Genomic DNA, 14,047 nt, shown 5'->3' on the forward strand with positions numbered 1-14,047 from the left:
GAACGCTTAAGGAAACACAGCAATGATCCAGACTACTGTATTGCATCCGAAACACCTGGAAGCGGGTGCCAAGATGGTGGACTTCCACGGTTGGGAGATGCCCATCAACTACGGTTCCCAGTTGGAAGAACACCATGTGGTGCGCACCGATGCAGGCATGTTCGATGTCTCCCACATGACCATCGTCGATTTGACCGGCGAGCGGGTCAAAGCCTTCCTGCAACACCTGCTGGCCAACGACGTGGCCAAACTCACCGTCCCCGGCAAGGCCCTCTACAGCGGCATGCTCAATCCGGAAGGCGGCGTCATCGATGACCTCATCACCTACTTCCTGACCGATACCTTCTACCGCCTGGTGGTGAACTCCGCCACCCGCGAGAAGGATCTGGCCTGGATCCGCCATCACGCCATCGACTTTGCCGTGAGCGTGACCGAGCGCCCCGAGCTTGCCATGATCGCGGTGCAGGGCCCCCACGCCAAGGCCAAGGCGGCCAAGGTGTTCACCCCCGATCAGAATGCGGCGGTCGAAGGCATGAAGCCCTTCTTCGGTGTGCAGGCCGGGGATCTCTTCATCGCCACCACCGGCTACACCGGCGAAGATGGCTACGAGATCGTGGTCCCCCAAGAGAAGGCGTGCGATCTGTGGCAGGCCCTGCTGGACAACGGCGTGGCCCCTTGTGGCCTGGGTGCCCGTGATACCCTGCGCCTGGAAGCGGGCATGAACCTCTACGGTCAGGACATGGACGAGTCAATCTCTCCGCTCGCCGCCAACATGGCCTGGACCCTGGCCTGGGAGCCTGCCTCCCGCCAATTCATCGGCCGCGCCGCCCTGGAAGCCCAGAAGGCCGCCGGCAACCAGCCCAAGCTGGTGGGTCTGGTGATGGAAGAAAAGGGCGTGCTGCGTGCCGGCATGCCGGTCACCTTCACCAGCGAGAGCGGCGAGACACGGGAAGGGGTGATCACCTCCGGCTCCTTCTCGCCCACTCTGGGTTACAGCATTGCCCTGGCGCGGGTGCCCCGTGATATCGGCGAACAGGCCCAGGTGGAGATCCGCAAGAAGCAGGTCACCGTGAAAGTCACCAAGCCGGCCTTCGTGCGCAACGGCCAGCCGTTGGTGTAATCATTGATTGCGGCGAGGGTTGACCTTCGCCACCCCATTTTTGTTGAAGCGATCCAAGAGCATAAAGGAAGCACAAATGAGCCATATCCCGAGCGAACTGAAATATGCCACCTCCCACGAGTGGGTCCGTGTTGAAGCCAACGGCGAAGCCGTGGTCGGCATCACCGAGCACGCCCAGGATCTGCTGGGGGACATGGTGTTCGTCGATCTGCCGGAAGTGGGCAAGCAGGTGAGCGCCGGTGAAGATTGCGCCGTGGCGGAGTCCGTCAAGGCCGCCTCCGACATCTACAGCCCGGTGAGCGGCGAGATCCTGGCCGTCAACGAAGAGCTGGAAGGCAGCCCCGAGCTGGTCAACTCCGACCCCTACGGCGCCGGCTGGCTGTTCCGCATCAAGCTGGACGACGCGGGCGAGCTCGCCAACCTGCTGGATGCCGAAGGCTACCAGAACGTGGTGGACGAAGAGTAATGCCCCCGGGCCCTGCCAACACAGCAGGGCCCTCTTGTATGACTGCCATCCTGCGGCCATGGCGGTTGCAGGAAGGGCGCAGTCTTTGCGCCTTCGGGATGCCCTTGCCGCATTCCCCGTCTGCCCGCGGCGGACACAGAACATGAGTGGAGCCGGTTTCGACCGGCTACAGGAACATCAGGTCTTGGTTATCAGGATGTCATGCCAGGACCTATTACCAGGAAATAGGGAAATGACCCAGTCACTGTTTGAACTCGAGCAAAAAACCGATTTCATCCGCCGTCATATCGGCCCGGGTGAGGAAGAAGTGCGGGCCCTGCTCGCCACCGTGGGGGCCGAGAGCCTGGACGATCTGATTGAGCAGACGGTCCCCGCCGCCATCCGTCGTCCGGGGCCGCTTGGTATCGGCGCCCCCATGACCGAAGTGGAGGCCCTGGCCAAGCTCAAGGGCTATGCGGCCAAGAACCAGATCGCCAAGAGCTACATCGGCATGGGCTACCATGACACCCACGTGCCCCACGTCATCCTGCGCAACGTGCTGGAAAACCCGGGCTGGTACACCGCCTACACCCCCTATCAGCCCGAGCTGGCCCAGGGCCGTCTCGAAGCCCTGCTCAACTTCCAGCAGCTGACCCTGGATCTCACCGGCATGGATCTGGCGAGCGCCTCCCTGCTCGATGAAGCCACCGCCGCCGCTGAAGCCATGGCGCTGGCCAAGCGCATGGCCAAATCCAAATCCAACCTCTTCTTCGTGGCCGACGACGTTCACCCCCAGGTGATCGACGTGGTCAAGGAGCGCGCGGCCCACTTCGGTTTCGATGTGGTGGTCGGCCCTGCGGGCGAGGCCGTGAGCGAAGAGGTATTCGGTGCCATGTTCCAGTACCCGGGCACCACCGGCAATGTGGCCGATCTGCGTTCCCTCATTGCCGCCGTCCAGGCCCAGAAGGGGCTGGCCTGCGTCGGGACCGACATGCTCTCCCTGCTGCTGCTCAAATCCCCGGGTGAACTGGGTGCCGACGTGGTGTTCGGCAGTGCCCAGCGCTTCGGTGTGCCCATGGGTTACGGTGGCCCCCACGCCGCCTTCTTCGCCACCCGCGATGCCTACAAGCGCTCCATGCCGGGTCGCATCATCGGCGTTTCCAAGGATGCCCGTGGCAAGAGCGCCCTGCGCATGGCCATGCAGACCCGCGAGCAGCACATCCGCCGCGAGAAGGCCAACTCCAACATCTGTACCGCCCAGGTGCTGCTGGCCAACATGGCGAGCTTCTACGCCGTTTACCACGGCCCGGTGGGGCTGAAAACCATCGCCTCCCGCGTGCACCGTCTGACCACCATCCTGGCGCTCGGCCTCACCGCCAAGGGCGTGGCTCTCAAGCACGACAGCTGGTTCGATACCCTCACAGTACTGACGTCGGACAAGGCTGCACTCATTGCCAAGGCCGAGGGGCTCGGCATCAACCTGCGTGCGGATCTCGATGGTGCGGTCGGTGTGTCCCTCTCTGAAACCACCACCCGAGGCGATGTGGCCGAGCTGTTCGACCTGTTCCTTGGGGCGGGTCACGGCCTCGATGTGGAGGCCCTCGACCAGGCCGCCCAGACTCATCACGCCATTCCGCAAGATCTGCTGCGCACCGACGCCGTGCTGACCCACGAGGTATTCAACAAGTACCACTCCGAGACCGAGATGCTGCGCTACATCCACCGTCTCGAAGCGAAAGATCTGGCCCTGAACTACGCCATGATTTCTCTCGGCTCCTGCACCATGAAGCTCAACGCCACCGCCGAGATGATCCCGGTGACCTGGCCTGAATTCGGCAAGCTGCACCCCTTCGCACCGCTCAAGCAGACCCAGGGTTACCAGCTGCTGCTGGCAGATCTGGAAGACTGGCTGGTGAAGGTGACCGGCTACGATGCGGTCTGCATGCAGCCCAACTCCGGCGCTCAGGGCGAATACGCGGGCCTGCTCGCCATCAAGAAGTACCACGAGTCCCGCGGCGAGGGGCATCGCGATGTCTGCCTCATCCCGGCCTCTGCCCACGGCACCAACCCGGCTTCCGCCCAGATGGCGGGCCTGAAGGTCATCGTCACCGCCTGTGACAAGGCAGGCAACGTGGATCTGGACGACCTGCGCGCCAAGGCCGCCGAGGTCGGAGACCAGCTCTCCTGCCTGATGGTGACCTACCCCTCCACCCACGGGGTGTACGAGGAGACCATCAAGGAGGTGTGCGACATCGTTCACCAGTATGGTGGTCAGGTGTACCTCGACGGCGCCAACATGAACGCGCAGGTCGGGCTGACGGCACCAGGCTTTATCGGCGCGGACGTCTCTCACCTCAACCTGCACAAGACCTTCGCCATTCCTCATGGCGGTGGCGGTCCGGGCATGGGCCCCATCGGCGTGAAGAAACACCTGGCACCGTTTGTGGCCGGCCACGCCGTGGTCAAGACCGACAAGGAGAGCCGTGACAACGGCGCCGTGTCTGCCGCCCCGTTCGGTTCGGCCAGCATCCTGCCCATCAGCTGGATGTACATCGCCATGCTGGGGGACGAGGGGCTCAAGAAATCCACCCAGGTCGCCATCCTCAACGCCAACTACCTGGCCAAGAAGCTCGGCGAATCCTTCCCCGTGCTCTATACAGGTCGCAACGGCCGGGTGGCCCACGAGTGCATCCTGGACATCCGCCCGCTCAAAGAAGCCAGTGGCATCAGCGAGATGGATGTGGCCAAGCGCCTGATGGACTACGGCTTCCACGCGCCGACCATGAGTTTCCCGGTAGCGGGCACCCTGATGGTCGAGCCGACCGAATCCGAATCCAAGCGCGAGCTGGATCGCTTCGTGGAAGCCATGACCGCCATCCGCGCCGAGATCGCCCGGGTGCAGGACGGCCACTGGAGCCTTTCCGACAACCCCCTGGTCCATGCGCCCCACACCCAGGACGACGTGATGGATGCAGAGTGGAACCGTGGCTACAGCCGCGCCGAGGCGGTCTTCCCGTCCGACGCCGTGCGCGCCAGCAAGCTGTGGCCGTCGGTCAACCGCATCGACGACGTCTATGGCGATCGCAACCTGTTCTGCTCCTGCGTGCCCACCGAGGATTACGCCAAGTAATCGCGGCGCCGTGAAGGGCTGACAGCCAATATGCACAAGGCCACCCCCAGGGGTGGCCTTGTTGTGTGTGGCGCCCGTGCGAACGGGCTACTCGCTCCGGCGCGCCGCCTCGATGGTGGCAATATCAATCTTGCCCATCTGCATCATGGCCTCGAAGGCGCGCCTCGCTGCCTCGGGGTCGGGATCGCTTATCGCCTCGATGAGGACCTGAGGAGTGATCTGCCAGGAGATGCCCCACTTGTCCTGGCACCAGCCGCACTCGCTCGCCTGACCGCCATGGTCGATGATGGCGTGCCAGTAGCGATCCGTCTCGGCCTGGTCCTGGGTAGCCACCTGAAACGAGAAGGCCCAGTTGTGGCGGACCCCGGGTCCGCCGTTGAGGCCGAGGCAGGGGATCCCCATCACCCTGAACTCGACCGTCAGCACATCCCCTTCCTTGCCGGCGGGATAGTCGGCCGGGGCCCGGTGTACGGCACCGACGGCGGAGTCGGGGAAGAGGCTGGCGTAAAACCGTGCCGCCTCCTCGGCATCTCCGTCATACCAGAGGCAAATCCTGTTCTTGACTGGTCTCATTGTGTCGCAGCTCCATCCTAGTGTTTGTCCTTCGACGCCCGTGAGCGGGCGCCCCGATGGGTATCCTGCCGCCCGCAGCGCCTGCGGCTTCGCTGGGTGACAAGCCAGCCTGTACGCCGTTTGCCACCCGCTTGGGGCTTGCATGATGGGGTCAAGTGTAGTGGCATGGGGATCCTGGTCACCAGGCCGGGAGCCGGCATGAAGGCCGCAGCAAGAGAGGAGTCTGCCATGGACAGTACCCAGCGATTCTCGACCCGGGTCGAGGCCTATGTGAAATATCGACCCGGTTATCCCGCCGCCATGCTGGATTTTCTGGCAAGGGAGCTGGCCATGGGGCCCGAGTCCCAGGTGGCCGACATCGGCGCCGGCACCGGCATCCTGACCGCCCTGCTGGCCCCCCGGGTCGCGCGGGTCTGGGCGGTGGAGCCCAACGACGATATGCGGGCAGCCGCCAAACGGCTGCTCGCCCAGGTGGGGAACATCGGCTGGCTGCACGGCAGTGCGGAAGCCACGGGCCTGCCCACGGGGGCGATGGATCTGGTGACGGTCGCCCAGGCGTTTCACTGGTTCGATCGCGCGGCTTTTCGGCAGGAGTGCCAGCGGCTGCTCAAGCCCGGTGGCCAGGTCGCCCTCATCTGGAATGACAGGCTGACGAACACCCCGTTTCTCAAGGCCTATGAAGAGGGGCTGCACGCCTACTCGGGGGATTACGAGGAGGTCAATCATCGCAACCTCGGTGAGGCGGATTTTCGCGCCTTCTTCACCGGGGAGTACCGGCTCGATCGCTTCGAGAACAGCCAGCTATTCGATCTTGACGGGGTGCTTGGACGGCTCAACTCCTCCTCCTATGCGCCTGTGGCGGGCACGCCGGCCCACGATCAGATGACGGCGCTCGTTCGCCGCGAGTTTGCTCGCCATGCCGTTGACGGCAAGATAGCCTTCAACTATTGCACCCTGGTCTACAGTGGCCGGGTGTAGCTCCGTTCAGCGCTGACATCCGCAGTGAAAAGGCCCCCGCCAGTGATGGCGAGGGCCTTGTTTCATTTTGGCGGTCTGTATCCGGGCGATGCGAAAGAGACCGTCGCGCGGCGAAGGGGCGGTATCAGCCCTGATCGATGCCGAGAATGGCCATGGCCTTGGCCAGTGTATCGACCGATTCCTGATGCTTGCCCGCGTTGTGCAGGGTCTCTCCGTCCGCCCTCAACTGTTTTACCTCGGCCAGTTGCTCGGCACTGAGGGCGGGGCCTGCGGCCAGGGCGTCGTCTATCTTCTTCATGTCCATGGGGCAGTGGAAGGCGAGGGCGCTGCCGCAAAAGAGCAGGGCGGCCAACAACAGCATGAGTCTCATCTTTCGGATCTCCATGTGGGGTTCCCGTCAAGCATAGCCCCGCAGGGGGAGGGCATTCGGGTTGAAGGGGGCGGGAGGCTGGGGCTACCATGACCCTTTTGTTGCGAGGAGGCTCCATGGCACTGACAAGGTTGCTGTCCCCCCTGACCAGTCTGGTGATCTTCATTCTGGGTCACGGTCTGTTCAATACCCTGCTGACGGTGCGTCTCTCCGCCGAGCAGGTGTCCGCCCAGGCCATCGGTCTGGTGTCGGCTGCCTATTTCGGCGGCCTGGTGCTGGGGACTTTCATCAATGCCCGCCTCATCATCCGGGTGGGGCATATCCGGGCCTATGCGGCTTATGCCTCCCTGCTCTGTTTTCTGTTTCTGCTGCACGGCATGGTGGTGGAGCCTGTCACCTGGGCGGCGCTGCGGCTGATCGGGGGGTTTGCCACCGGCGGCCTGTTCGTGGTGCTGGAGTCCTGGATGCTGGTCTCAAGCACCCCGGCGAACCGGGGGCGGTTGATGTCCCTCTACATGATCCTGCTGTACGGTTCACTTGCCCTGGGCCAGCTGCTGCTCAAGCAGGTGGACCCCATGGTGCTGACGCCGTTCGCCCTGTGCGCCATGGCGGCGACTCTCTCCGTGGTGCCTCTGGCGCTCTCCCGGGTGGCGACGCCGGCCATGGTGGCACCCCAGCCGGTGGGAGTGCTGGAGCTGGTGCGCCTCACTCCGGCGGGGATGGGCAGCAGCTTTACCTCGGGCCTCATCCTCGGGGCCATCTATGGGCTGTTGCCGCTCTATTTCACCGACAGCGGCGCCTCCCTCTCCCAGGTGGCGGACATGATGGCGCTGGTGATCCTGGGGGGGATGTGTCTGCAATATCCCATCGGACGTGCATCTGATCGTTACGACAGACGGTTGGTGATCCTGCTGCTCTGCGCCCTGCTGACCCTGATCGCGTTGTTGATGGTGCTGCTGCCGGAGCCCTGGCGCGAGCCAGTCGAGGGGACTCTTGTCTTCCTGCTGGGGGGCATGGCGTTCTCCATCTATCCCTTGAGCCTCAGCCATGCCTGCGATGAACTGCGCCCGGATCAGGTGCTGGGGGCAAACCAGGGGCTGCTGCTTGCCTACAGCCTGGGAGCCATGACGGGTCCGCTGCTGGCCCCCTTTACCATGACGACGTTCGGACCACAGGGGCTGTTCGTCTACTTTGCCCTGTGCGGTCTGCTGCTGTCGGCCTATCTCGGCTGGCGCAGGCGTAAGCGAGCCCCCATTCCGCTGACGGAGCACCAGGTCTTCATGCCGGTGCCCCCCAACACCCCCATGACGGCGGAGCTGGAGCCAAGAACGGATCTGGAAGGGGAGGCAGTGCCGGCGAGCTATGCCGCGCCTGATGCAGAAGAGAGAGCGGTGAGTGAAGAGGGGCAGGAGAGGGACGCGCCGCAAGGGCGCTGAAGGCTGGCGACCCAACGACAGGGATAAAAAAACCGACTCCAGGGAGTCGGTTTTCTGTTGGGCGGCGGTTATCAGGCGGTCACGGCATCGGCCTGGGTAGCTTGTGCTTCCGGCGCCGGGTTGCGAATGAGGTAATCAAACGCACCCAGGGCGGCGGTGGCACCTGCCCCCATGGAGATGATGATCTGCTTGAACGGTACCGTGGTGGCATCCCCTGCGGCATAGACGCCGGGCAGGGAGGTAGCACCCTTGGTGTCGATCTCGATTTCGCCAAAGCGGGTCAGGGCAATCTCGCTTCCTTTGAGGAACTCGGTGTTCGGCACCAGGCCTATCTGGACGAAGATGCCGGCTACCGCCAGGTGCTTGATCTCGCCGGTGGTGCGATCTTCGTAGTCCATGCCCACCACCTTGCTGCCGTCGCCGATCACTTCGGTGGTGCGGGCGCTCATGATGATGTCGATATTGCCCATGGAGCGGGCTTTCTTCTGCAGCACGTCATCGGCACGCAGGGTATCGGCGAACTCCACCACGGTGACGTGCTCGACGATGCCGGCCAGATCGATGGCCGCCTCGATGCCGGAGTTGCCGCCCCCGATCACCGCCACGCGCTTGCCCTTGAAGAAGGGGCCGTCACAGTGGGGGCAGTAGGCCACACCCTTGGTACGGTACTCGAGTTCACCCGGCACGTTCAGGTCGCGCCAGCGGGCACCGGTCGCCAGGATCACGGCGCGGCTCTTCAAGGTGGCGCCAGAGGCGAGGTCCACGTTGACGTAACCATCCTTGCTGATGGCGGCGGCGCGCTGCTCGGTGATCACTTCCACGCCGTACTGCTTGACGTGCTGCTCCAGGCTGGCCGCCAGCTTGGGGCCCTCGGTGTAGGGCACGGAGATGAAGTTCTCGATGCCGACGGTGTCCATCACCTGGCCACCGAAACGTTCGGCGACAATGGCGGTGCGAATGCCTTTGCGGGCGGCATAGATGGCCGCGGCGGCACCGGCCGGGCCACCGCCCACCACCAGCACGTCATAAGGCGCTTTTTCGCTCAGCTCTTGCGCCTTGCGCTCGGCTGCGCCGGTGTCGAGTTTGGCGACGATCTCTTCCAGCGAGATGCGGCCCTGGCTGAACGGCTGACCGTTCAGGTAGACGTTCGGGACCGCCATGATTTGACGCTCGTTCACCTCATCCTGGAATAGGGCACCGTCGATCATGGTGTGGGTGATGCCGGGGTTCAGGGTGGACATCAGGTTCAGGGCCTGTACCACGTCCGGACAGTTGTGGCAGGAGAGGGAAATATAGGTCTCGAAGTGGAACTCGCCCTTGAGGTTCTTCACCTGCTCCAGCACGGCCGGATCGGCCTTGGAGGGGTGACCGCCGCTTTGCAGCAGGGCGAGCACCAGGGAGGTGAATTCATGACCCATGGGAATGCCGGCAAAGTGCACGCGCGGGGCCTGGCCCTGGGGCGCGATGCTCATGGAAGGCTTGCGGGCGTTACGACCATCGGTCAGGGAAATTTTGGGGGACATCTCGGCGATCTCGCTGGCCAATGCCAGGAGTTCAGCGGATTTGTCGCTGTCATTGCCGGACACGCTGATCTCGATGGGATTGACGATGTACTGCAAGTAACCGTTGAGTTGTTGTTTGAGGTTGGTATCTAACATGGTCGAATTCCTTCTTGCTGAATGCGGGTCGGCACGATGACCGGATACAGAAAACAGAGGTCCACACAGCAGACCGGCGCATTTTCTGAGGGCCGTAAACAAGACCGGCCCTTGAACGGGCCGGTCTTCAGAGCGGGGAGGCTTAGATTTTGCCTACCAGATCCAGGGACGGGGCCAGGGTAGCGTCGCCTTCTTTCCACTTGGCCGGGCACACTTCACCCGGGTGGGAAGCAACGTACTGGGCAGCCTTGACCTTGCGCAGCAGTTCCAGTGCGTCACGGCCGATGCCGCCAGCGTTGATTTCAACGATCTGGATGACGCCTTGCGGGTCGATGACGAAGGTACCGCGGTCAGCCAGACCGGCTTCTTCGATCATCACGCCGAAGTTGCGGGTGATGGTGCCGGTGGGGTCGCCGATCATCGGGTACTGGATCTTCTGGATGGTGTCAGAAGTGTCGTGCCAGGCCTTGTGGGTGAAGTGGGTATCGGTGGAGACGGCGTAGATCTCGACGCCCAGCTTCTGGAATTCGGCGTAGTTGTCGGCCAGGTCGCCCAGCTCGGTCGGGCAGACGAAGGTGAAATCAGCCGGGTAGAAGAACACCACGGACCACTTGCCTTTCAGGTCAGCGTCAGACACCTGAACGAATTTGCCATTGTGGTAGGCGGTGGCGTTGAACGGCTTGATTTCAGTGTTGATGTAGGTAGACATGTATTTGCTCCTTGGTGATGTACATATGCCTGTCTGGTGTTGAAGAGTCGTGCCAGACGAGGCGCTTAACTTTCGATGGAGTCATCATAGTGACTTTTTCTAATCGGTCAAAGCCACAATTTTGAATCACATAAATCTATTTATTAGATAGACCATCACAACTGTACCTAACATGAATATCTCAGGCCTTCGGAGATAACTCATTGTCGAAGTTCAATTTCTGTCCTGCATGTCACATTTTCAAGGGCTGGGCCGGATTTGTTTTCATTGCGTGAGCAGAGAAGGGGGCAGACGAGGCGGCGCAGTAGAAAAAAGAGGGATAAAAAAATCCCGGCGCCGTCGCACAGACAGGGCCGGGTCATCAAACAAGGAATGGCGATAAATATGCTTTACAGCAAAGACTAACTACGGGGTGTGCAAACTTGCAGACATATGAAGAGAAGATGGCGGGTGCACAATCCTCATCTCCTCTTCGGCAACCATTGCATGGTGGGCATCATAGTGTGATGAATGTCACAACGCAAGTTTTGTGGTGTAATTTTACAGTCAAACTGAAAGTCTTTCACTCGAATAGCCGTTAAATTAGGCTGAAAACGCTTTTATTGTAATTTTATTACGGGATTTTGGGATCAAAAGTCGGTTGGGGGCTCCTGCTCCTCCATCAGCTCCAGCAGATTGATGGCCACGGCGATGAAGTCCGACTCGGTGACGATGCCAACCAGCTTGCGCCCCTTGAGTACCGGCAGACAGCCATATTTGTGGCGCTGCAGATACAGGGCCGCCTCCTTGATGCCGGCGTGGGGATCCACGCTCGCCACCTGACGGGTCATGATCTCGTCGAGCTGGACGCTGTCGGTGAACTCTGCCTCCCGCTCGGGGTTGATCAGCAGCAGCTTGGATTCACGGGTGGCCAGGATATCCGAGAGGGTGACCAGACCGAGCAGATGCTGGTGTTCATCGACGATGGGAACGTGACGGATCCGCTCCTGCTGCATCAGCTCCATCGCCTGCTTGACGCTGTTTTCCGGACCCAGGGTAAAGGGGTGTTCAGTCATGATCTCGGAGAGGGTCATCATGGTGGGCCTCCTTGTGTGTCTGCTTCCACCCTAGCCCAGCCCCCGTCGCCAGAACATGATCGGGGTCAATACAAAACCTTAAAGGTTTTTTAACGGGCCCAACCTCACAAAATGGCCCGCTATCCCTTGTCTTCCTTGGGTTTTTAGTCTTTTGGGTTGCCTTGGAAGAGGGGGATAACTAGACTAGCCGCCGATTCCCCCGAGGTGAAAGATGCAAGTATCCGATTTTCATTTTGATCTGCCAGACGAGCTGATTGCCCGCTACCCCATGGCGGAGCGTACCGCCAGCCGCCTGCTGCAGCTCGATGGTCAAACCGGCGTCCTGCGCCACGGTCATTTTGTCGATGTGCTTGACCAGCTCAACCCCGGCGATCTGCTGGTGTTCAACAACACCCGGGTCATTCCGGCCCGCATGTTTGGCCAGAAGGCCAGCGGCGGCAAGCTGGAGGTGCTGGTAGAGCGCATTCTGGACGAGCACAGCGTGCTGGCGCACGTCCGCTCGTCCAAGTCCCCCAAGCCAGGTACCCGCCTCCTTCTGGATGGCGGTGCCGACGGCGTGCCCGTCGAGGCCGAGATGCGTGCCCGCCACGACGCTCTGTTCGAGATCCACTTCCTCGACCCGCGCCCTGTGCTGACCATTCTGGATGCCATCGGCCACATGCCGCTGCCTCCCTATATCGACCGCCCCGACGAGGATGCCGACAAGGAGCGCTACCAGACCGTCTACAACCAGAAGCCGGGTGCCGTGGCGGCGCCGACCGCCGGTCTGCACTTCGACGAGCCGCTGCTCGAGCAGATCCGTGCCAAGGGCGTGGAGATGGCCTTCGTGACCCTGCACGTGGGGGCGGGCACCTTCCAGCCGGTGCGCGTCGACAAGATTGAAGATCACCACATGCACTCGGAATACGCCGAAGTGCCCCAGGAGGTGGTGGATGCCATCGCGGCGACCCGCGCCCGCGGCGGTCGTGTGGTTGCGGTGGGGACCACGTCGGTACGATCCCTCGAGAGCGCAGCCAAGGCGACCCTGGCCCAGGGCAAGCCGCTGGCGCCCTTCTTCAATGACACCGACATCTTCATCTTCCCCGGTTACGAGTTCCAGGTGGTCGATGCCATGATCACCAACTTCCACCTGCCCGAATCCACCCTGATCATGCTGGTCAGCGCCTTTGCCGGCTATGACAACGTGATGGCCGCCTATCAGGCCGCCGTGGCGGGACAGTACCGTTTCTTCAGCTACGGGGACGCCATGTTCGTCACCCGTCGCCGGGTGCAGGGTTAAGCCTTGCCCTTCAGAAGTCGTTCAGGCTCTGCTTGTCAGTATGCCGGCCGGCTTCATATTACCGGGCCCCTCGGGCCCTTTGTTGTCAGACTGTTTCTCTGACTGAATAGAGGTAGCAATGAAATTTGAATTGAAAACCACCGATGGGCGTGCCCGTCGCGGTCAACTGGTGTTCGAGCGTGGCGTGGTCCAGACCCCGGCCTTTATGCCGGTCGGCACCTACGGCACCGTCAAGGGGATGACCCCGGAAGAGGTGCGTGAGACCGGTGCCCAGATCCTGCTTGGCAACACCTTCCACCTCTGGCTGCGCCCGGGTCAGGAAGTGATGCGCGCCCACGGCGATCTGCACGACTTCATGAACTGGCAGGGGCCGATCCTGACCGACTCCGGTGGTTTCCAGGTATTCAGTCTGGGGCACATCCGCAAGATCACCGAGGAGGGGGTGCACTTCCGTCATCCCATCAACGGCGAGAAGATTTTCCTCGATCCCGAGAAGTCCATGGAGATCCAGTACGATCTGGGTTCCGACATCGTGATGATCTTCGACGAGTGCACCCCGTACCCGGCCACTTACGAGGAAGCACGCAAGTCCATGGAGATGTCCCTGCGCTGGGCCAAGCGCTCCCGTGACAAGTTCGATGCGCTCGGCAACAAGAACGCCCTGTTCGGCATCATCCAGGGTTCTGTCTACGAACCGCTGCGGGATGTGTCGCTGGACGGTCTCCTTGAGATCGGCTTCGACGGTTACGCGGTCGGCGGTCTCGCCGTGGGTGAGCCCAAAGAGGACATGCATCGCATCCTTGACCATGTCTGCCCGAAAATTCCGGCCGACAAGCCGCGCTACCTGATGGGGGTGGGCAAGCCGGAGGATCTGGTGGAAGGGGTGCGCCGCGGTATCGACATGTTCGACTGCGTGATGCCGACCCGCAACGCCCGCAACGGTCATCTCTTTACCACCGATGGGGTGGTCAAGATCCGCAACGCCAAGTACCGGGAAGACACCAGCACCCTGGATGCGGACTGCGATTGCTACACCTGCAAGAACTACACCCGCAGCTATCTGTACCATCTGGACAAGTGCAACGAGATCCTCGGTGCCCGTCTGAATACCATCCACAACCTGCGTTATTACCAGCGCGTGATGCAGGGTTTGCGGGACGCGATCGAGCAGGGTAAATTAGACGACTTTGTAACTGAGTTTTACCGTCGGCAAGGGAAGCCTGTGCCTCCACTGGCTGAAAATGGCGTGAAATAACAACGACATATAAGTTAG

12 protein-coding genes are annotated in these 14,047 nt (G+C 61.9%); 7 read left to right on the forward strand and 5 right to left on the reverse strand.

Going from position 1 to position 14,047, the window contains the following annotated elements; genetic code table 11:
• Positions 1-22: 22 nt before the first annotated feature.
• From gcvT to gcvP, 3 genes are all read left to right on the forward strand, one after another.
• Positions 23-1,120, forward strand: coding sequence for a glycine cleavage system aminomethyltransferase GcvT (gene gcvT, locus AB5Y59_RS07145; RefSeq protein ID WP_368211732.1), 1,098 nt, complete (start codon positions 23-25; stop codon positions 1,118-1,120).
• A gap of 76 nt (positions 1,121-1,196) precedes the next feature.
• Complete coding sequence (gene gcvH, locus AB5Y59_RS07150) at positions 1,197-1,586, forward strand: glycine cleavage system protein GcvH (protein ID WP_010675081.1); 390 nt, start codon at positions 1,197-1,199, stop codon at positions 1,584-1,586.
• A 232-nt stretch (positions 1,587-1,818) separates the two neighbouring features.
• Positions 1,819-4,695 carry an aminomethyl-transferring glycine dehydrogenase gene (gene gcvP / locus AB5Y59_RS07155; RefSeq protein ID WP_368211733.1) on the forward strand — a complete coding sequence of 959 codons (2,877 nt, stop codon included), beginning with the start codon at positions 1,819-1,821 and terminating at the stop codon, positions 4,693-4,695.
• A gap of 87 nt (positions 4,696-4,782) precedes the next feature.
• On the opposite strand, the gene AB5Y59_RS07160 is transcribed toward gcvP, so the two are convergent.
• A complete protein-coding gene (locus tag AB5Y59_RS07160) occupies positions 4,783-5,268 on the reverse strand; it encodes a VOC family protein (RefSeq protein WP_323919553.1) in 486 nt (161 codons plus the stop codon).
• Between the two features lie 228 nt (positions 5,269-5,496).
• Between AB5Y59_RS07160 and AB5Y59_RS07165 the strand changes: the two genes are divergently transcribed.
• Complete coding sequence (locus AB5Y59_RS07165) at positions 5,497-6,246, forward strand: class I SAM-dependent methyltransferase (protein WP_042863985.1); 750 nt, start codon at positions 5,497-5,499, stop codon at positions 6,244-6,246.
• A 124-nt stretch (positions 6,247-6,370) separates the two neighbouring features.
• Here AB5Y59_RS07165 and AB5Y59_RS07170 read toward each other — a convergent pair whose 3' ends face one another.
• The gene (locus AB5Y59_RS07170) at positions 6,371-6,616 is read right to left on the reverse strand and encodes a hypothetical protein (RefSeq protein WP_041215012.1); all 246 of its coding nucleotides are present in this window, start codon (positions 6,614-6,616) and stop codon (positions 6,371-6,373) included.
• A gap of 116 nt (positions 6,617-6,732) precedes the next feature.
• Here AB5Y59_RS07170 and AB5Y59_RS07175 point away from each other — a divergent pair, with 116 nt between their 5' ends.
• Entirely contained in the window at positions 6,733-8,052 is a 1,320-nt protein-coding gene (locus tag AB5Y59_RS07175; protein ID WP_368211734.1) for an MFS transporter, read from the forward strand.
• Positions 8,053-8,123: 71 nt separating this feature from the next.
• Here AB5Y59_RS07175 and ahpF read toward each other — a convergent pair whose 3' ends face one another.
• From ahpF to AB5Y59_RS07190, 3 genes are all read right to left on the reverse strand, one after another.
• A complete protein-coding gene (ahpF, locus tag AB5Y59_RS07180; protein WP_041213024.1) occupies positions 8,124-9,710 on the reverse strand; it encodes an alkyl hydroperoxide reductase subunit F in 1,587 nt (528 codons plus the stop codon).
• Between the two features lie 142 nt (positions 9,711-9,852).
• On the reverse strand, positions 9,853-10,419 hold the full coding sequence (gene ahpC, locus AB5Y59_RS07185) for an alkyl hydroperoxide reductase subunit C (RefSeq protein ID WP_010675074.1): 567 nt from the start codon (positions 10,417-10,419) through the stop codon (positions 9,853-9,855).
• 629 nt (positions 10,420-11,048) lie between these two features.
• Positions 11,049-11,495, reverse strand: a complete 447-nt coding sequence (locus AB5Y59_RS07190; protein ID WP_010675073.1) for a CBS domain-containing protein — start codon at positions 11,493-11,495, stop codon at positions 11,049-11,051.
• Positions 11,496-11,706: 211 nt separating this feature from the next.
• Between AB5Y59_RS07190 and queA the strand changes: the two genes are divergently transcribed.
• Together queA and tgt are read left to right on the forward strand one after the other, a co-directional pair.
• Entirely contained in the window at positions 11,707-12,774 is a 1,068-nt protein-coding gene (queA, locus tag AB5Y59_RS07195; protein WP_368211736.1) for a tRNA preQ1(34) S-adenosylmethionine ribosyltransferase-isomerase QueA, read from the forward strand.
• Between the two features lie 118 nt (positions 12,775-12,892).
• Positions 12,893-14,029: a tRNA guanosine(34) transglycosylase Tgt gene (gene tgt, locus AB5Y59_RS07200; protein WP_103260285.1), complete on the forward strand. Its 1,137-nt coding sequence runs from the start codon at positions 12,893-12,895 to the stop codon at positions 14,027-14,029.
• Positions 14,030-14,047 lie beyond the last annotated feature (18 nt).

Origin of the sequence: Aeromonas sp. s10 (assembly GCF_040907975.1) — a bacterium.
Classification (GTDB): Bacteria; Pseudomonadota; Gammaproteobacteria; order Enterobacterales; family Aeromonadaceae; genus Aeromonas; species Aeromonas caviae.